Below are 18,563 nucleotides of genomic sequence, written 5' to 3' on the forward strand. Positions count from 1 at the left end.
GCTGCGTGAGCGATCGCCGCGGCCCACACTGGGCGTGTCTCCCCCTTCCTCACACCCCTGGAGTCGCTGCGTGCAGGCAGCCGTCACCGTCACCCCCGCCCGCATCCCGGAGCTGCTGCTCGGTCTCGCGACCGTGCGGCCGGTGTTCCTCTGGGGCGCGCCCGGCATCGGAAAGTCCTCCCTGGTCCGGGAGTTCGCCGAGTCACTGGGGCTGGAGTGCGTGAGCCTGCTGGGCACCCAGCTCGCCCCCGAGGACCTCATCGGCGTCCCGCAGATCCGCGACGGCCGCTCGGTGTTCTGCCCGCCGGAGGCGATCGCCCGCGACGAGCCGTACTGCCTGTTCCTGGACGAGCTCAACGCGGCCACCCCGGACGTGCAGAAGGCGTTCTACTCGCTGATCCTGGACCGCCGCATCGGCGACTACGAGCTGCCCAAGGGCTCCATCGTCATCGGCGCCGGCAACCGCGCCACCGACAACGCGCTCGCCCGCCCCATCGCCTCCGCGCTCGTCAACCGCCTCACCCACGTCCACCTGGAGGCGTCCCCGAAGGACTGGCTGGTGTGGGCGGGGAACAACGGCATCCACCCGTGGATCACCGACCACCTCACCGACCGCCCCGACCACCTGTGGTCCAAGCCGCCGAAGACCGAGGAGCCGTTCTCCACCCCCCGCTCCTGGCACATGCTCTCCGACGCGCTGCACTCCTTCGGCCGCGACCTCGACGAGGACACCCTGAAGGTCCTCGCGCACGGCACGCTCACCCCCGCGCACGCCACCGCCTTCTGCGGCTACGTCAAGATCGTGCGCAGCCGCTTCGGCATCGACGCCGTCATCAAGGGCGAGGCCCGCTGGCCGCACCGCCTGGAGGACCGCGACCTGCTCTACTACCTCGCCGAGTCGTTCCGCGGACGCCTCGTCAAGGAACTCCCGGCGACCAAGGAGCACATGTCGGCGAACGGCCGCCAGACCGCGTACCGCGCCAAGTCGCTGCTGGTGCAGCTCGCCGAGATCTCCGTCGAGGTCGCCCAGACCGTCATCGCCTCCGACGGCGACGGCAACCCGGTCCTGCCCTCCTGGTTCCTCGTCGAGGCGGCCCGCGACATGCCCCGGCTGGTGGAGGCGCGCCGGTGAGCCGTGCCCGTACGAAGGGACCGAAGAAGCGCGACCTCGCGCAGGAGGCGTTCGACGCGGGACTGCAACTGGTGCGGGCCAACCCGGCGCTGGCCGCCGTCGAGTTCGACGTCTGCCGCCGGGAGGACTGCGAGCTCGCACCCCGGGAGGGACTGGTGCGGGTGGACTCCGAGGCCGTCCTGCACGCCCACCCGGACCGCATGGCCGACCCGGACGCCTGGGCCTGGGCCCTCGCGCACGCCGTCCTCCACCTCGGCTTCGGCCATGTCCCGGCCGCCAAGGGCACGCGCGAGCAGCCGGACCACTGCGAGCTCGCCGCCCGCTGCGTGGTCGTCAACCGCTTCCTGCTCGGCTTCCCCATCGGCACGGCGCCCGACCACCTGCCCGCCGCCTACCCCGACGGCGACGAGGAGCGGCTCGCCGCCCGCTGGCGCCGGGACGGCGTCCCGGCCGTGTACGAGTGCTGCGGCACGGCGGCCGGCGAGGCGGACCTGTTCCTCCAGGAGTGGCACGGCTGGTACGGGCAGCCGCCGGACCACCAGCTGGCGTTCGCCACCGCCCTCACCCGCACCGTGTCCGCAGCGATGGACATGGCGGGCGGCCGCCGCGACAGCCTGGACGGCAAGCCGGCCCCACGACGCCCCTGGGAGCGGGCGCTGAGCTGGTTCGTCTCCTCCTACCCCCTGCTCGGCGGGATCGCCTCCGGCATCACCCTCGTCGCCGACGCCGAACTCGCCCGCGCCCACGGCATCTCCGTCGCCGCCGTCAACGCCGAGGCCGGCGAGATCTACGTCAACCCGCTGCGGCGGTTCGACGACGAGGAATGGCGGTTCGTCCTCGCGCACGAGATGCTGCACGCCGCCCTGCGCCACGGCGACCGCTGCGGCGGCCGCGACCCGTACCTGTTCAACGTCGCCTGCGACTACGTCATCAACGGCTGGCTGGAGGAGATGCGGGTCGGCACCATGCCCGAGGGCCTGCTGTACGACAAGGAGCTCGCCGGACTGTCCGCCGAGGAGGTCTACGACCGGATCACCGTCGACCTCCGGCGGATGCGCCGGCTGGCCACCCTGCGCGGCAAGGGGCTCGGCGACGTCCTCGGCGCCCCGCTCGGTCCGCCCCGGGACCGCGTCGACCTCGACGGCTTCTACCGCCGGGGTCTCGCCCGGGGCCTGGACCTGCACGATCAGCAGGAGCGCGGTTTCCTGCCCGCCGGCCTGGTCCAGGAGATCCGCGCGCTCAGCCACCCGCCGGTGCCCTGGGACGCCCGCCTCGCCCGCTGGTTCGACGAGTTCGTGCCGCGCCCCGAGCCGCTCCGGTCGTACGCGCGTCCCTCCCGGCGTCAGGCGTCCACCCCCGACATCCCCCGCGCCGGGCGCTGTTTCCCGCCCGAGGAGATCGCCCGCTGCACCTTCGGCGTCGTCCTGGACACCTCCGGCTCCATGGACCGCGTCCTGCTCGGCAAGGCGCTCGGCGCCATCGCCTCCTACGCCGAGGCCCGCGACGTACCGGCCGCCCGCGTGGTGTTCTGCGACGCGGCACCGCACGACGCGGGGTACGTGCCGGTCACCGAGATCGCGGGACGGGTGCGGGTGCACGGCCGGGGCGGCACCGTCCTGCAGCCCGGCATCGATTTCCTCCAGCGCGCCGACGACTTCCCGCCCACCGCGCCGGTCCTGGTCATCACCGACGGCTGGTGCGACGTCCTGCGGGTCCGGCGCGAGCACGCCTATCTGATCCCGCAGGGCGCGCGGCTGCCGTTCACCGCGAGGGGGCCCGTCTTCCGGGTGAGTTGAGCCGTGATGTGATCGGATGGGGGCGGGCACCCGGCGACCCGGGCGCCCGGACCGAGCACCGCCGGACACACGGCCGGACATTTTCGAAAGGATGCGTCATGGCAGCCACGCGCTCCGCACACACCGTTTGGGAAGGCAGTCTCTTCAAGGGCAGCGGGGTCGTCGCCTTCGACTCCTCCGGCAGCATCGCCGAGCAGCCGGTCACCTGGGCGTCGCGGGCCGAGGAGGCGAACGGGAAGACCAGCCCGGAGGAGCTGATCGCCGCCGCGCACTCCAGCTGCTTCTCGATGGCCCTCTCCAACGGTCTCGACAAGGCCGGCACCCCGCCGACCAAGCTGACCACCTCCGCCGACGTCACCTTCGTGCCCGGTGAGGGCATCACCGGCATCCACCTCACCGTCGAGGGCACCGTCCCCGGCCTGGACGAGGCCGGTTTCGTCGCCGCCGCCGAGGACGCCAAGGTGAACTGCCCCGTCAGCCAGGCGCTGAAGGGCACGAACATCACCCTGACGGCGAAGCTCGCCTGACCCGCTCGCCGCACCGCACCACCGCAGGCCGCTCCCCTCCGGGGCGGCCTGCGGCACGTCCCCTCCCGGAGCCGACCACCATGACGCCACGCCCCGCCGTCTCCGCCCACCAGGGAGGATCCGAGCGCGCCGCCCCGGCGACCTGGGAGGCGTACGAGGACGCGCTCGCGTCCGGCGCGGAGTACGTCGAGTTCGACGTGCGGCGCACCGCGGACGGGGTCTTCGTCGTCCACCACGACCCCCGCGTACGCCACACCGGCCCGCCGCTGGCCGCGCTCACCCACGCCGAGCTGAACGAGCGCGCCGGATACCCCGTGCCCGTCGTGGACGAGGTCATGGAGCTGGTCGCCGGGAAACTCGTCGCCCATCTGGATCTCAAGGAGACCGGCCACGAGCGGGAGCTGATCGACCGCGCGGTCGCCCTGCTGGGCGAGGACGGATTCGTCGCCACCACCCTCGAGGACCGCTCCGTCGCCGCCATCACCGCCGCCCGTCCACGGGTACGCACCGTGCTGTCCCTCGGCCGGGACGGCAAGGACATCCGCCGGGGCCGGCTGGTGCGGACCCGGATCGGCGAGCTGCTGCCCCTGCGCCGCGTCCGCGCCTGCGGCGCCCACGGGGTCGCCGCGCACTGGCGCCTGGCCCGCGCCACCGTACTGCGCGAGGCGGCGCGGGGCGGACTGTTCACCATGGTGTGGACGGTCAACGAGGACGCGGCGCTGCGCGGCTTCCTCGGCGACCCGCGCGTGGACGTGCTGATCACCGACCGGCCCCGCCGCGCCGTGGCCCTGCGGGACGCGGACCCCGCTCGTTGACAACCACCCGCTCACACTATTGACAACAGGCCGCTCAAGTTTTGTGCTGGAAGTCCGGAGAGGTGCCCTGGCGGAAGGGGACAGCGATGGGACGTGCGGTCGGAATCGACCTGGGAACCACGAACTCGGTGGTGGCCGTGCTGGAGGGCGGTGAGCCCACCGTCATCGCCAACGCGGAGGGCGCGCGCACCACCCCCTCGGTCGTGGCCTTCGCCAAGAACAGCGAGGTGCTGGTCGGCGAGGTCGCCAAACGGCAGGCCGTGACGAACGTCGAACGCACCGCCCGCTCGGTCAAGCGCTACATGGGCGACGCGCACTGGCGCTTCCCCGAGCAGGGCTCCGTCGACGGCACCCGCTACCGGGCGCAGGAACTGTCCGCCCGGGTGCTGCAGAAGCTGCGCCGGGACGCCGAGTCCTACCTCGGCGAGGACGTCACCGACGCGGTCATCACCGTGCCGGCGTACTTCGACGACACCCAGCGGCAGGCCACCAAGGAGGCCGGGGAGATCGCCGGCCTGAAGGTGCTCAGGATCATCAACGAGCCGACGGCGGCGGCCCTGGCGTACGGCCTGGACAAGGAGAACGACCAGACCGTCCTCGTCTTCGACCTGGGCGGCGGCACCTTCGACGTGTCACTGCTCGACATGGGCGAGGGCGTCATCGAGGTGAAGGCCACCAACGGCGACACCCACCTCGGCGGCGACGACTGGGACCAGCGCCTCGTGGAGTACCTCACCAAGCGCTTCAAGGGGCAGTACGGCGTCGACCTGGCGCAGGACAAGATGGCCGTGCAGCGGCTGCGCGAGGCCGCCGAGAAGGCGAAGATCGAACTGTCCTCCTCGTCGGAGACCACCGTCAACCTGCCCTACATCACCGCCTCCGCCGAAGGGCCCCTGCACCTCGACGAGAAGCTCACCCGCGCCCAGTTCCAGGAACTCACCGAGGACCTCCTGGAGCGCTGCAAGAAGCCCTTCCACCAGGCCGTCAAGGACGCCGGCGTGCAGCTCTCCGCCATCGACCACGTCATCCTCGTCGGCGGCTCCACCCGGATGCCCGCCGTCACCGACCTGGTCCGCGAACTCACCGGCAAGGAGCCGCACAAGGGCGTCAACCCCGACGAGGTCGTGGCCCTCGGCGCCGCCCTCCAGGCGGGCGTCCTGCGCGGCGACGTCAAGGACGTGCTGCTCCTCGACGTCACCCCGCTGTCCCTGGGCATCGAGACCAAGGGCGGCATCATGACCAGGCTGATCGAACGCAACACCACGATCCCCACCCGGCGTTCGGAGATCTTCACCACCGCCACCGACAACCAGCCCTCGGTCGGCATCCAGGTCTACCAGGGCGAACGCGAGATCGCCGCCTACAACAAGAAGCTGGGCGTCTTCGACCTCACCGGCCTGCCCCCGGCCCCGCGCGGCGTCCCGCAGATCGAGGTGGCCTTCGACATCGACGCCAACGGGATCATGCACGTCTCCGCCAAGGACCTCGCCACCGGACGCGAACAGAAGATGACCGTCACCGGCGGCTCGGCCCTCCCCAAGGACGACATCGACCGCATGATGCGCGACGCCGAGCAGTACGCCGAGGAGGACCGCAAGCGCCGCGAGGCCGCCGAGACCCGCAACCAGGCCGAACAACTCGTCTACCAGACCGAGCGGTTCCTGCGGGACAACAGCGACAAGGTGCCCGGCGAGACCAGGACCGAGGTGGAGTCGGCCGTCACGGAGGTGAAGCGGCTGCTGGAGCAGGAGTCCTCCGACACCGCCGCACTGCGCACCGCCGTCGAGAAACTCGCCACCGTCAGCCAGAAGATGGGCCAGGCGATGTACGAGCAGGCCCAGCAGACCCCGGCCGGGGGAACCGAACAGCCCACCCCGCCGCAGGAGGACGACGGCGTCGTCGACGCGGAGATCGTCGACGAGGACAAGGACACCGGCCGCCGGGAGAACGGCGCGGCCTGACCCGCCGCACCGGTCAGGGCTTGCGGGCGACCCCCGCGTACACCGGCACGATGCCCTCCGCCTGCGCCGCCACGTCCTCCGCCGCCGGACGCCACCCGTGCACCGGGATCACCCCCGGGCCCAGCAGCTCAAGGCCGGTGAAGAAGCGCGAGAACGCGGCCAGCGGGCGCGGGTGGAAGGGCGTACCGCTGCGCCCGAAGAGGTGCGCCGCCCGCTCCACGGCCTCCGGACTCAGATCGGGCGTGACCTGGGAGAGGATCAGATAGCTCCCCGGCGCCAGCGCGGCCGTGTACCGCTCCAGCAGGCCGTACACGTCGTCGCCGTCCGGATCGTCGTCCAGGTAGTGGGTCAGCGCGACCAGCGACAGCGCCACGGGCCGGCCGAGGTCCAGCGACTCGGCCGCCCGGCGCAGCAGCGTGTCCGCGTCCCGCACATCGGCGTGCACGTACCGCGTGCCGCCCTCGGCGGTGCCGTGCAGCAGCGCCTCGGCGTGCCGCAGCACGATCGGGTCGTTGTCCGCGTACACCACGCGGGACTCCGCGGCGACGCCCTGCGCCACCTGGTGCAGATTGGGCTCCGTGGGGATGCCCGTGCCGATGTCCAGGAACTGGCGTATCCCGGCCTCGGCGACGGTGCGCACGGCCCGGTGCATGAACCGGCGGTTGGCCCGCGCCCCGCGTAACACCGTGTCGTCCGCCGCGAGGATCTTCCGCGCCAGCTCCTCGTCCACCGGGTAGTTGTCCTTGCCGCCGAGCCACCAGTCGTAGACCCGTGCCGGATGCGGCCGGCTGGTGTCGATGCGGACGGGCGCGGCGTCGGATCCGGTCATGGACGGTCCTCTCCTCGTGGATGCGTGGACGCGTGGATGCGAAGGCTCGCTCGTGCGCGCGGCTCAGTAGTGCTCGCGGCACTCCCGCAGCAGTTTCTCGGTGCGCTGGGCCGAGGCCGCCCGCGCCGTCATGTGGTCCAGGACCTCCAGATGCGCCGACACCTCCTTGCGGGAGTCCAGGTACAGGGCGCCGGTCAGGTACTCGGTGAACACCATGTCCGGCAGCTCCGGCTCGGCGAACCGGAACAGCGAGAACGGCGCGTACGTCCCCGGGTGCGGTCCGTCCGCGAACTCGGCGATCTGCAGCGTGATCCGGTCCCGCGCGGACCACTCCAGGAGCTTGTCGAGCTGGTCGCGCATCACCCGGCCGTCGACGCTCACCGGACGGCGCAGCACCGTCTCCTCCATCAGCACCCACAGGTGCGGCGGGTCGGGGCGCTCGAGCAGCCGCTGGCGCTCCATGCGCAGCGCCACGTGCCGTTCGACCGCCTCGGGCCCGATGTTCCCGATCGTCCCGGCCTCCAGTACGGCGCGCGCGTACCCCTCGGTCTGCAGCAGCCCCGGCACGAAGTGCGGCTCGTAGGAGCGGATGATACGGGCGGCGCCCTCCAGGCTCACGTACATGCTGAACCACTCGGGCAGCACGTCGCCGTACCGCTGCCACCAGCCCGGCCGGTTCGCCTCCTCGGCGAGCTCGACGAACGCGGCGGACTCGCCCTCGGGCACCCCGTAGGCGCTCAGCAGCAGCTGGACGTACGGGATCTTCAGCGCGACCTCGGCGGTCTCCATCCGCCGTACGGTCGCGGGCGCCACCCGCAGGACGCGGGCGGCCTCCTCCCGCGAGAGGCCCGCCGTCTCCCTCAGTTCCTGAAGCCGCCTTCCCAGGACCACCTGGCCCACGGTGGGTGCGGCCCGCCGCTCACTCACGCCACGCCTCCCCAACGCGCCCGGGCATGCGCCCAGTCTGTCATGTTCCTCCGACCCTCTCACGAGCCGCAGGTCACCGCCCTGTTTCGCTGGTCCTCGCCGCATTACCCGGCAGGTAATCGACCCGGCCCCACCCGCGCGGGATCGTGGACGCACCGGGTTCCGGGCCGGCGCACTCCGGCCCGGAACCCGGCAACCGATCCCGACGAAGGGTGATACGTCATGTCCGCGACCCAGCTCGCCGTGCTCGCCCGGACCGTGGAGCCGCAGCGGATGCTGCGCCGCTTCCTGGCCCTCGACGCCGTGGTGACCGGTGCCAACGCCGTCGCCTACCTCACCCTCTCCGGACCGCTCGGCCGGTTCCTCGGGGCCGGTTCCGGCCTGCTGCTCGGGCTCGGCGCGTTCCTCGCGGTGTACGCGGCCGGCGTGGGCCTGCTGGCCGCCCGGCCGCACCCGCCGGCGCCCGGCGTGCGGATCGTCGTCGAGGCCAACCTCGCCTGGACGGCGGTGAGTCTCGCCGCCCTCGCGCTGTGGCTCACCCCGACCACGGCGGGCGCGGTGTGGACGGTCCTCCAGGCGCTCACCGTGGCGGGCTTCGCCCTGCTCCAGCACAGGGCGCTGAAGGAGCGTCAGCTCAGCCAGGACTGAAGGTACTTGGCCGTCGCCGGGTCCGCCGGGAGCAGCGTCTCCACGGCCAGCTCGGCGACGGTCACGTCCATGGGCGTGTTGAACGTGGAGATCGACGACACGAACGACAGCGTCTGTCCCCCGTGCTCGATCAGCATCGGCAGCGCGAAGTACGCCACCGGCTCGGCCGGTTCCTCCGGCCGGCCGGCGGTGTCCGGCACCGGGAACGCCGCCACCTCGTCGTACAGCGCCCGCAGCCGCTCCGAGCGGTGCAGGGCGATCTGCCGCCGCATCTGCTCCAGCAGATGTCCGCGCCACTCCCGCAGGTTCCGGATCCGCGGCGCCAGCCCCCGCGGGTGCAGGGTGAGCCGCACCGCGTTCAGCGGCGGCGTCAGCAGGGACTCCGGGACGCCGTCGAACAGCGCCACGACCCCCCGGTTGGCCGCCACGACGTCGTACACCGCGTCCACCACCAGCGCCGGATACGGCTCGAAGCCGGTGATCAGCCGCTCGACGCCCTCGCGCACCACGTCCAGCGCGGGGTCGCCCAGCGGGGTCTCCGGGTAGTGGGGCGCGTAACCGGCCGCCAGCAGCAGCGCGTTGCGCTCCCGCACCGGGACGTCCAGGTGCTCGGCCAGCCGCAGCACCATCTCCTCGCTGGGCCGGGAGCGGCCGGTCTCGATGAAGCTGATGTGCCGGGCGGAGGAATCGGCGCGCAGGGCCAGCTCCAGCTGGCTGACCCGCCGCTGCTCCCGCCAGGCGCGCAGCAGCGGGCCCACGCCCCCGGTGCGGGAAGCGGTACCGGACGTGACAGTGGTCATGGCAGGACGGTAATCGAGAAACGGCCCTGCCGGGGAGCCGCCCGTCTCCGGCCGGGCCTCCGGGGGGCTTCTGTGGCAGCCTGGGAGTCCCGCACGGATCACGAGGCCCGAACCGGCGAAGGAGCGCAGCCCATGCCCGTCGAACCGCTGTCGCAGAAGGAGATCGAGGACCGGCTGGCCGAGCTGCCGGGCTGGTCGCTCGACGGTGACCGGCTCACCCGCTCCTACCGGCTCGGCTCGCACGTCGCGGCGACCGCGATGGTCGTCCACATCGCCCAGGTGCAGGAGGAGCTCGACCACCACTCCGACCTCACCCTCGGCTACAACACCGTGGCCCTGTCCGTGCACACCCACAGCGCGGGCGGCGTCGTCACCGAGAAGGACCTCGAGCTCGCCCGCAGGGTGGAGGACCTGGCACCCGGACACGGTGCACACTGAGGCGCGTGCTGGACTACGACGAGGAAGCGGAACGGTACGACGCCTCACGCGGCGGTGAACCACGGGCGGCGGCCGCCGCCGACGCCGTGCTGGGCCTCGTACCGGGCGGTGCGCGGGACCTGCTGGACGTGGCGTGCGGCACCGGCATCGTGACCCGGCGGTTCGCCGCCGCCCGCGCCGGTCTGCGGGTGACGGGCGCCGACCTCTCCCCGGCGATGACCCGGATGGCCGCCGCCCGCCTGCCGGGCGCCGTGGTCCGCGCCGACAGCCGCCGGCTGCCCTTCGACGACGCCCGGTTCGACGCCGTGGTCAGCGTGTGGCTGCTGCACCTGTTGTCAGGACCCGAGGACGTACGGGCGGTCGTCGCCGAGTGCGCCCGCGTGCTGCGGCCCGGCGGGGTGTACGTCACCACCGTCCACAAGGGCGCCTCGCACAACGTCGGCAGCGACATCGACGCGGTCCTCGCCGCCCGCCCGCCCAGCCCGGTCCCCGACGACCCCGACGCCGTCGGGGCCTGCGCCGCCGCGCACGGCCTGCTCCCCGCCGGGGAGGCCCGCTTCCGGGGCCACGGGCAGGGCCGCAGCCCCCGCCGCACCATCGCGGACCTGCGGCGCGGCTGGTTCGTCACCCTGCCGCCCGGAGAGCCGGTCGCCGAGGAGTTCGCCGCCCGCCTGGCCGCACTCCCGGACCAGGACCGGCCCCGCCCCGACCCCGTGTTCCGCCTCCGGGCGTACCGGAAGCGGAAGGACGGCAACCTGGAGCGCCCCGGCGGCGACCAATAGGCGGAACCCACCCGTCCTCCCAGGAGGTCCGTCCCGTGACCCACCCCCACAGGCACCGCAGACGCCGTGTCGTCCTTCCCGCGGCGCTCGCCGTGGCGGCGCTGGCCGGCGCCGGTCTGACCGCGCTGTCGGACGCGCCCGCCGAGGCCGCCACCGCACGGCAGGTCGAGAAGCTGGACCGCGGCGTCGTCAGCGTGTACACCGGCAGCGGGAACCTGGTCAGCTGGCGCTGGCTCGGCACCGACCCGGACGACGTCGCCTTCAACGTCTACCGGGCCGGCACCAAGGTCAACTCCAGTCCGATCACCGGCTCCACCACCTACTTCCACTCCGGCGCGCCCTCCCACGCCGACTACACCGTCCGCGCGGTGGTGAACGGCACCGAGCAGGGCGACTCGGTGCACGCGATCCAGTTCCGCGCCGGCTACAAGGACGTGCCGATCAGCCCGCCGTCCGGCGGCACCACCCCCGACGGCGTCTCCTACACCTACGAGGCCAACGACGCCTCCGTCGGCGACCTCGACGGCGACGGCGCCCTCGACATCGTGCTCAAGTGGCAGCCCACCAACGCTAAGGACAACTCCCAGTCCGGCTACACCGGCAACACGATCGTCGACGGCGTCAAGCTGGACGGCACCCGGCTGTGGCGCGTCGACCTGGGCCGCAACATCCGCTCCGGCGCCCACTACACGCAGTTCCAGGTGTACGACTACGACGGCGACGGCAAGGCCGAGGTCGCCATGAAGACCGCCGACGGCACGAAGGACGGCACCGGAGCGGTCATCGGCAGCTCCTCCGCCGACCACCGCAACTCCAGCGGGTACATCCTCTCCGGCCCCGAGTTCCTGACGATGTTCAACGGGCAGACCGGCAAGGCGATGGGCACCGTCGACTACGTCCCGGCCCGCGGCACGGTCTCCTCCTGGGGCGACTCCTACGGCAACCGCGTCGACCGCTTCCTCGCCGGCACCGCGTACCTGGACGGCGCCCGCCCCTCCCTGATCATGGCGCGGGGTTACTACACCCGCTCGGTCATCGCGGCCTGGGACTGGCGGAACGGCCAGTTCACCCGCCGCTGGACCTTCGACACCAACTCCTCCACCAACAGCGGCAAGGGCTACGACGGCCAGGGCTCCCACGCCCTCTCCGTCGGTGACGTCGACAACGACGGCCGGGACGAGATCGTCTACGGCTCGATGGCCGTCGACGACAACGGCAACGGCCTGTGGACCGCCAGGACCGGCCACGGCGACGCCCAGCACCTCGGCGACCTCGACCCGTCGACCTCCGGCCTGGAGTACTACAAGGTCTCCGAGTCCACGAGCCAGCCCGCCGCGCTGTACGTCAACCCCGCGAACGGCGCGGTGCGTTGGAAGCTGGGCGCCTGCTGCGACAACGGCCGCGGGGTCGCGGGGGACGTCTGGTCGGGCAACTCCGGCCCGGAGATGTGGTCCTCCTCCGACAGCTCCGTCCGCGACGAGGGCGGCGCCACCAAGGGCCGTAAGCCCTCCTCCGCCAACTTCCTCTCCTGGTGGGACGGCGACCCGGTCCGCGAACTCCTCGACGGCACCCGCATCGACAAGTACGGCACGTCCTCCGACACCCGCCTGCTGACCGGCTCGGGCGTGTCGTCGAACAACGGCACCAAGGCCACCCCGGTCCTGTCCGGTGACATCCTGGGCGACTGGCGCGAGGAGGTCGTCTGGCGCACCAGCGACAACAAGAACCTGCGCATCTACTCCACTCCCCACGACACGGACCGCAGGATCACCACGCTCCTCCACGACACCCTCTACCGCACCTCGCTGGCCTGGCAGAACACCGCCTACAACCAGCCCCCGCACACCGGCTTCTTCATCGGCGCCGACATGCCCACCCCGACCAGGCCCACGGTCTTCACCCCCTGAGCGGACGAACCCCGGCCCGCCCGCACCGAGTGCGGGCGGGCCGGGGTGTACCGGGTCATCTCACCGCGCAGGTCTCCCCGCCCAGCTTGAAGGCCGTGGGCTCGGTGTTGGCCGCCGATCTGCTCGCCGTGAAGCCGAAGGCCGCCGACGAGCCCGCCGCCACCGTGCCGTTCCAGTCGGTGTTGCGGACCGTCACCGCCGGACCCGACTGGGTGGGGGACCCGTTCCAGAGCTGGGAGATCTTCTGGCCGTCCGCGAAGGACCAGGTCAGGGACCAGCCGTTCCAGGCGGTCGTGCCCGTGTTGGTCAGCTGGACGTCGGCCTGGAAGCCGTCGGCCCACTGGTTGGTGACCTTGTAGGTCACCTCGCAGGCGCCGGTCGGCTCGGGGTCGGGCCCACCCGGGTCCGGCTCCGTGCCGCCGGTGTCCGAGGTGTCGCCGTAGACGACGCCGCGGCCGTTGGTCGCCACGTAGACACGGCCGTAGACCCGCGGGTCACCGGTGATGGCCGCGCCCGTCCAGCCCCACTGGTGGGCGTCGTCGTTGACGCGGGTCCAGGTCGCGCCCTTGTCCGTGGAGCGGAAGATGCCGCGTACGCCGTCGATCTCCGCGCTGGTGAAGAGGGTCTGGTACGAGGCGCCCGGCGCCGCCTTGCCGAAGCCGACGGTGTCGGCCTCGTCGACGTTCGACAGCTTGGTGAACGTCGCGCCCGAGTCCGTGGAGTGCCACAGGCCGTACGGCCCGTCGCTCGCCCCGCCCGCCAGCCAGACGTCGCCCTTCGCCCCCGGGAGTGCCTTGAAGCGCACGCTGTCGCCGGCCGGGAGCCCCGTCGCGGACGAGGCCGTGAACGTCGCGCCGCCGTCCGTACTGACGTAGAACTTCCCGGACTTGAAGCCGTAGAACGTCTTCGGGTCCACCCGGTCGGACTCGACGACCGCCCCCGCCGGGATGCCGCTCGACGCCGACCAGGACGTGCCGAAACCGGTCGCGTAGTGCACGCCCGCGCCCTGCGGGCTCCACACGAACCGGCTGCCGTCGGCCGCCGCCGCGACCGTGCCGCCGCCGCTCACGCCCGAAGGGTCCGTCCCCGCGAACCAGTTGGCGCCGTTGTCGGTCGAGAACGCGATGTGCGGACCGGAGTCCAGGTTGCCGGCCCGTACCACCGTGTTCGGGTTGGACTCGGCGAAGTCGAGACTGGTCGTCGACGTGAAGTTCGGCTGGGTGAACATCATCGGCGGCACCTTGGTCAGGTCCGTGTGCCGGAAGCCGCCGATGTCACCGAGCGCGCTGATCAGCGGCGCGCCCGACGGGGGAGAGATCAGGTCGTTGACGGCCGTCTCCTCCAGGCCCCGCACCATCGGGGTGATGGTGAACGAGGTGTCGTCGTCCCAGTTCGTCAGGTTCTGGGTGCCGTAGATCGTCGCGCCCGTCCCGTACATCATCCGGTCGGAGTCGAACGGGTCGATCTCCAGCGCCTCCGTCATCCACCCCAGTTTCGGGGTCTGTTCGGGCGGCGACGGGTTCGCGCCCCAGGTCAGCCAGGGGGAGGACGAGACGTCCATCGTGTAGCGGTTCTCGCGGTCGGGGTACGAGGTGTAGCTCCACGCCTGTGTCCAGGTCCCGCCGCTGTCCGTCGAGCGGAAGATCTGCGTGTCCGGCCACCAGGAGCTGTACGCCGTCGCCATCACCGTGCCGGGGTTCTGCCGGTCCACGGTCAGGCCGCTGAAGCCGTAGTAGGTGTCGGCCTCCGCCACCGGGCTGATGTCCGTCCAGGTGCCGGTCGCCGTCGCGTACCGGTACAGCCGGCCCTTGCCGCCGTCGTACGGGCCGCCGGTGTCGCTGTAGGCCAGGTACAGGTAGCCGTTCTCGGCGTCGAGGACACCCTTGTGCGCCAGGTGGCCCGTCGGCTGGCCGGCGACGCGCTGCCAGGTCACGCCCGCGTCCGTCGACCGGTAGACCGCGTTCTCCTTGTCGGCGACCCCGACGTAGACCGTCTTCGTCGCCGTCCCCGCGCTGCCCGTCGACTCGTCGAAGGTGACCCAGACGATGCCCTGGTTGTCGGACGCGTACCCGGACGTGTCACTCGGATCCTGGGCGTAGTTCCCGGGGTTGGGGAACGCCGTCACCTCGGACCAGGTGGCGCCCGCGTCGGTCGACCGCCAGAGTCCGTGGCCGCTGGGCGCGCCCAGGTACAGCACGTCGTTGTCGTGGGGGTCGACCGCCAGCCGTTCCCCCATGCCCCGTCCCGGCATGTTCCCGCCCAGCTTGAACGGCAGGTCCGCCTTCTTCCAGCTCGCGCCCCGGTCCGTGGAGCGCAGCACCGCGCCGTTCGTCGGGTCCCAGTCGTTGGTGTACGTGCCGACCGCCGCGTACACCCGGTCGGGGTCGGCGGAGTCGGAGGCGAGGCTCACCACACCGGTGTGCCCCCAGTCGTCCCAGCCGACCGAGTCCAGCAGCGGGGTCCAGGTCTTCGTCGACTCCTGCCAGCGGTAGGCGCCGCCGATGTCGGTGCGGGCGTAGGCCAGGTCCTTCTCACTGCGGTTGAAGACGATGCCGGGCACGAAACCGCCGCCGTCGATGCGCGCGTTCTTCCAGGTGTAGGTGTCGGCGGCGAGCGTGGTGGCCGGCTCCGGGGCGCCGGCGGCCAGGGCGGGCGGGCCGCCCGCGAGCAGACCGGCCGCCAGCGCGAGCACGGCCGTGAGGACACGGGTTCTTCGCACGGTGCGTTCCTTCCTCTTGGGGGGAGGGGGGAGTGGGGAGCGTGCGAGGGCCGGGCGGCCCCACCGTGCGCGAGTGGGACCGCCCGGCCGCGGGTGGCCCCGGCGTCAGGTGCCGGAGCCGGTACGCGGAGCGTCGGCGGGGGCTATTCGAGAAGCTCCGCGTACGAGCCCATGGCCAGGGCGATGTCGGCCTGGGCCCAGAACCGGTGGTACGTGAAGGTGGGCGCGGCGCCGCCCGCCAGATAGGACTCGATCTTCGACCACGCCGGGTCGTCCTGGTAGAAGGAACGGATCGACTCGAACGTCGACGACGAGTTGATCGCGTCGCCGTTCGGCATGGTGCCGGTCCAGCCGCTCGGGACGTGGATCGGGTCGTCGAAGCGGTTGTAGTCGGCGCGGGTCTCCGGGACGGCGATGCCGAGCGCGTCCTGGTTGTTCTCCCACATGCCGTCGAGCAGCGCCTTCGCCGTGGCCGCCGCCTCGGTGTCACCGGAGCGGTCGGCGTAGTACGTCAGCGTCTTGGCGTACGCCGCGGCCACACCGACGTCGTTGGTGTAGTCGGCGACGGTGACGTGCAGCCCGCTGTTGGCGCCGGGCGACGACGCGTTCCAGGTGTCGGGCTTGCCCGACCACTGCAGCGTCGACGGGATCCGGAAGGAGCCGTCCGGGTTGACCGTGGTCTCCGACAGCGCCCAGTCGACCCACTTGTCGAGGACCGACTTGGCGAGCGCGTTGCCGGTCTGCTGGTACAGCTCGGCGACCCGCTCCATCGACCACGCCTGGAAGCCGAACCACTGGTTCGACGGCGGGTCGTGGTAGACCGGCTTCTCGTCGTAGTGCATGCCGTAGAAGGTCGGCGTGCCGGACGGCGGGGTCGTGTACCGGCCCGCCCAGCTGTTGGTCGCGCCGCCCGCGATGCCGCCCTCGTCGGACTGCAGCCAGCGGTAGAACTCCAGCTGCCGCTGCATCGACTTGGCCCAGTCGTCCGCGCCCGTCGCCGACTTCGGCTTCAGCGGCGCGTACGCGCTCAGCGCGTACGCGGCGAGGGGGTTCTGGTAGCCGCCGTGCGCGTGGCTGGAGCCGATGCGCCAGGCCCAGCCCGCCGAGGTGTCGGTGGCACCGCCCCAGGCGTAGTACCAGGAGAGCAGGTAGTGCGAGGCGTCCTTGCCGGTGCCGGCCGGGCAGGACGGGCTGGTGCAGTTGCCGATCTTCTTGAAGTACTTGTCGAACATGGCGTAGCGCAGGTAGTCGCCCATCTTCGCGGCCTTGGCGACCGTCGCGGAGACCTCGGAGCCCTTGCCCTGGTCCTTCGCCCACAGGTCCGCCCAGTACGCGGCCTGCACGGCGCGCGCGTCGGCGTCCGGGGCGTTGGTGAACTTCCACTGCTTGGCGTACGAGGCGTCCTTGGTGAACAGGTCCAGGTAGCCGTTCTTCCCGCCGTACTTGAAGGCGTCGCAGGTGGGCTGCGGGACGGTCTCCCACACCGACTCCTGCGGGCCGCGCTGGAAGGTGTTGATGTACGACGGTCCGGTGTCCGCCGGGCCCGCCTCGCACTTGCCGGGCGAGTTGCCGTAGCCGTACACGTTGTCGACGTCCTGGATCCAGTGCATGCCGTAGACGTCGTCCGTGCCGTAGGCGGACTTCAGCTCGCCCGCGATCGGGTCGGGGCCGACCGAGACGCCCGAGTCGAGCTGCGACGGGTACTCGTTCGGGGTGTCGTGCTCGGGCGCGTACGTCGCCGGCTTGGAGGCGTTGTAGAAGGAGTTGGTCGGCTGGTCCGCGTGGGTCGGGATCATGTACTTCTCCATGATCTCCCAGGCCCCGTTGAACTTCGACCAGTCACCGGTCACCTTGCCGTACATCGCCTGCAGCCACAGCAGGTAGCTGTACGCCTCCGAGGTGGTCTCGTGACCGTGGTCCGGCGCCTCGACGATCAGCGTCTCCACCGAGTGGTACGGGATGCCCTCCGGCGAGAAATAGCCGTTCGCCGGGTCGGTGATCTTCCCGTACAGCTCCAGGAAACGCGCGTCGTACGCCTTCTCGGCGCCCAGCTGCGTCACCGTGACCGCCGCCTTGGCGTGGCCCGGTGCCGAGGACTCGAAGACCGCCGTGCCGCTGCCCGAGGAGTCGGCGGCGATCGTCACCTTCTGCGCGGTGTTCCAGTTCGAGGGCGTGAAGGTGAGCGAGGCGCCACCGGAGACCGACAGCCCCGAGTTGCCGCTCGCCCGGGCCGTCGTGACGGTCACGTTCGCGCTCGGCTGCTTGGACAGCTTCACCTCGTACGTGCCCGACTCGCCCTGCTGGACGCCCAGTTGGGACGGCGTGGCCACCACGGCGGGACCCGAGGCGACCGTGATGCCGACCGGGGTCGAGGAGGCGGAAGCCCCCATGCTGTCGTACGCCTTCGCCACCAGTGAATGACTGCCCACGGTCAAACCAGAGGCCGAGAGCGTGAAGGGCGAGCTGGTGTCCGTGCCCAGCAGTACGGTGTCGTCGTAGAACTCCACCTTGGTGACGGTGGCCTGGTCGGCCGCCGCCGCGGTGGCGGCGAGCGGGACCGCCTCGCCCTGCGTGTAGACGGCGCCGGCCTGAGGGCTGGTCAGCACGGTGATCGGCGGCTGGTGGGCCCCGACGCAGGTGGTGCCGTTGATCGCGAAGGACGTGGGAGCGGCGTTGCTGCCGCTGTAGGTGAACTGGCCGCCGGTCGTGACGGCGGCGCCGGCGGCGATCTTGGCGTTGTACCCGGCGTCCTTCACGGTCACGGTCTTTCCGGACTGCGACCAGCTGCCGTTCCAGCCGTTCGTGAGCTTCTGGTTGCCGGCGTAGTCGTACGTCAGGGTCCAGCCGTCGATGGCGTCCGCACCGCGGTTGGTGAGGGTCAGCTCCGCGGTGAATCCGGAGCCCCAGTCGTTCGTCTTGTAGTCGACACTGCACTGGACGGCCGCCGCCTGGGCGGGGGTCGACCCGGTCGAGAGCATCGTCAGCGGAAGCGCGAGAGCAGCCGCGGCGGCCGTCAGCAAACGGCGTAAGCCTCTGCGTCTCCTGGGTGGGGGATGCATGGTGCTGGTTCCTCCTGCGACTCGGACATGTCAAGCCTTGAACCAGTGGGAGCGCTCCCATAGTGAGGATGGGGTGAGGGGCGGTCAAGCCTTGTGGCGAATCGAAAACATTCGACGGTTCAACTTGCGCGAAAGTCGGCGGCCCCTCTGTTCTTTACCGTCACTTGGCGCTAGCTTCATGTGCACCAGTGGGAGCGGTTCCATCAGTCGACGCGTCCGTCAC

The 18,563-nt window shown here is 71.6% G+C and carries 14 protein-coding genes; 9 read left to right on the forward strand and 5 right to left on the reverse strand.

Features of this window, described 5'->3' with window-relative positions; all coding sequences use genetic code 11:
- The first annotated feature begins 70 nt into the window (after positions 1–70).
- The 5 genes from KUM38_RS35935 (at position 71) to dnaK (ending at position 6,231) form a co-directional block, all read left to right on the forward strand.
- On the forward strand, positions 71–1,132 hold the full coding sequence (locus tag KUM38_RS35935; protein WP_217135946.1) for an ATP-binding protein: 1,062 nt from the start codon (positions 71–73) through the stop codon (positions 1,130–1,132).
- Positions 1,129–2,928 (forward strand): hypothetical protein, encoded by a 1,800-nt coding sequence (locus KUM38_RS35940; protein ID WP_217135948.1) that lies wholly within the window; start codon positions 1,129–1,131, stop codon positions 2,926–2,928. Before KUM38_RS35935 ends, KUM38_RS35940 begins: the two co-directional genes overlap by 4 nt.
- Before the next feature lie 98 nt (positions 2,929–3,026).
- Positions 3,027–3,455 carry an OsmC family protein gene (locus KUM38_RS35945; RefSeq protein WP_030856337.1) on the forward strand — a complete coding sequence of 143 codons (429 nt, stop codon included), beginning with the start codon at positions 3,027–3,029 and terminating at the stop codon, positions 3,453–3,455.
- An 80-nt stretch (positions 3,456–3,535) separates the two neighbouring features.
- Positions 3,536–4,270 carry a glycerophosphodiester phosphodiesterase family protein gene (locus KUM38_RS35950; RefSeq protein WP_217135950.1) on the forward strand — a complete coding sequence of 245 codons (735 nt, stop codon included), beginning with the start codon at positions 3,536–3,538 and terminating at the stop codon, positions 4,268–4,270.
- A gap of 86 nt (positions 4,271–4,356) precedes the next feature.
- The gene (dnaK, locus tag KUM38_RS35955) at positions 4,357–6,231 is read left to right on the forward strand and encodes a molecular chaperone DnaK (protein ID WP_217135952.1); all 1,875 of its coding nucleotides are present in this window, start codon (positions 4,357–4,359) and stop codon (positions 6,229–6,231) included.
- A 13-nt stretch (positions 6,232–6,244) separates the two neighbouring features.
- Here the strand turns inward: dnaK and KUM38_RS35960 are convergent, their stop codons facing one another.
- Together KUM38_RS35960 and KUM38_RS35965 are read right to left on the reverse strand one after the other, a co-directional pair.
- Positions 6,245–7,060, reverse strand: coding sequence for an SAM-dependent methyltransferase (locus KUM38_RS35960; RefSeq protein ID WP_217135954.1), 816 nt, complete (start codon positions 7,058–7,060; stop codon positions 6,245–6,247).
- Between the two features lie 63 nt (positions 7,061–7,123).
- Positions 7,124–7,987, reverse strand: coding sequence for a helix-turn-helix transcriptional regulator (locus tag KUM38_RS35965; protein ID WP_217135956.1), 864 nt, complete (start codon positions 7,985–7,987; stop codon positions 7,124–7,126).
- Between the two features lie 222 nt (positions 7,988–8,209).
- On the opposite strand from KUM38_RS35965, the gene KUM38_RS35970 reads away from it, so the two are divergent.
- Positions 8,210–8,635 (forward strand): hypothetical protein, encoded by a 426-nt coding sequence (locus KUM38_RS35970; RefSeq protein ID WP_217135959.1) that lies wholly within the window; start codon positions 8,210–8,212, stop codon positions 8,633–8,635.
- On the opposite strand, the gene KUM38_RS35975 is transcribed toward KUM38_RS35970, so the two are convergent.
- Positions 8,617–9,435: a helix-turn-helix domain-containing protein gene (locus KUM38_RS35975; protein WP_217135961.1), complete on the reverse strand. Its 819-nt coding sequence runs from the start codon at positions 9,433–9,435 to the stop codon at positions 8,617–8,619. The two genes, KUM38_RS35970 and KUM38_RS35975, sit on opposite strands and share 19 nt — an antisense overlap.
- Positions 9,436–9,567: 132 nt before the next feature.
- Between KUM38_RS35975 and KUM38_RS35980 the strand changes: the two genes are divergently transcribed.
- Genes KUM38_RS35980 through KUM38_RS35990 form a run of 3 tightly spaced genes read left to right on the forward strand, consistent with a single transcriptional unit; the run spans position 9,568 to position 12,562 of the window.
- Positions 9,568–9,873 carry a 4a-hydroxytetrahydrobiopterin dehydratase gene (locus KUM38_RS35980; protein WP_217135963.1) on the forward strand — a complete coding sequence of 102 codons (306 nt, stop codon included), beginning with the start codon at positions 9,568–9,570 and terminating at the stop codon, positions 9,871–9,873.
- Between the two features lie 5 nt (positions 9,874–9,878).
- A complete protein-coding gene (locus KUM38_RS35985) occupies positions 9,879–10,655 on the forward strand; it encodes a class I SAM-dependent methyltransferase (protein WP_217135965.1) in 777 nt (258 codons plus the stop codon).
- Positions 10,656–10,690: 35 nt separating this feature from the next.
- Positions 10,691–12,562: a rhamnogalacturonan lyase gene (locus KUM38_RS35990; protein ID WP_217135967.1), complete on the forward strand. Its 1,872-nt coding sequence runs from the start codon at positions 10,691–10,693 to the stop codon at positions 12,560–12,562.
- 55 nt (positions 12,563–12,617) lie between these two features.
- On the opposite strand, the gene KUM38_RS35995 is transcribed toward KUM38_RS35990, so the two are convergent.
- Both KUM38_RS35995 and KUM38_RS36000 read right to left on the reverse strand, forming a co-directional pair.
- Entirely contained in the window at positions 12,618–15,281 is a 2,664-nt protein-coding gene (locus tag KUM38_RS35995; RefSeq protein WP_217135968.1) for a cellulose binding domain-containing protein, read from the reverse strand.
- 143 nt (positions 15,282–15,424) lie between these two features.
- Positions 15,425–18,340 (reverse strand): glycoside hydrolase family 48 protein, encoded by a 2,916-nt coding sequence (locus KUM38_RS36000; protein WP_217135970.1) that lies wholly within the window; start codon positions 18,338–18,340, stop codon positions 15,425–15,427.
- Positions 18,341–18,563 lie beyond the last annotated feature (223 nt).

Origin of the sequence: Streptomyces sp. AC558_RSS880, assembly GCF_019049255.1 — a bacterium.
Taxonomy (GTDB): Bacteria; Actinomycetota; Actinomycetes; order Streptomycetales; family Streptomycetaceae; genus Streptomyces.

Excerpts from the sequence above, each read along its gene's own strand:
- KUM38_RS36000 (WP_217135970.1), bottom strand. The coding sequence starts at position 18,340 with ATGCATCCCCCACCCAGGAGACGCAGAGGCTTACGCCGTTTGCTGACG.
- KUM38_RS35945 (WP_030856337.1), top strand. The coding sequence starts at position 3,027 with ATGGCAGCCACGCGCTCCGCACACACCGTTTGGGAAGGCAGTCTCTTC.
- KUM38_RS35960 (WP_217135954.1), bottom strand. The coding sequence starts at position 7,060 with ATGACCGGATCCGACGCCGCGCCCGTCCGCATCGACACCAGCCGGCCG.
- KUM38_RS35975 (WP_217135961.1), bottom strand. The coding sequence starts at position 9,435 with ATGACCACTGTCACGTCCGGTACCGCTTCCCGCACCGGGGGCGTGGGC.
- KUM38_RS35970 (WP_217135959.1), top strand. The coding sequence starts at position 8,210 with ATGTCCGCGACCCAGCTCGCCGTGCTCGCCCGGACCGTGGAGCCGCAG.
- KUM38_RS35980 (WP_217135963.1), top strand. The coding sequence starts at position 9,568 with ATGCCCGTCGAACCGCTGTCGCAGAAGGAGATCGAGGACCGGCTGGCC.
- dnaK (WP_217135952.1), top strand. The coding sequence starts at position 4,357 with ATGGGACGTGCGGTCGGAATCGACCTGGGAACCACGAACTCGGTGGTG.
- KUM38_RS35950 (WP_217135950.1), top strand. The coding sequence starts at position 3,536 with ATGACGCCACGCCCCGCCGTCTCCGCCCACCAGGGAGGATCCGAGCGC.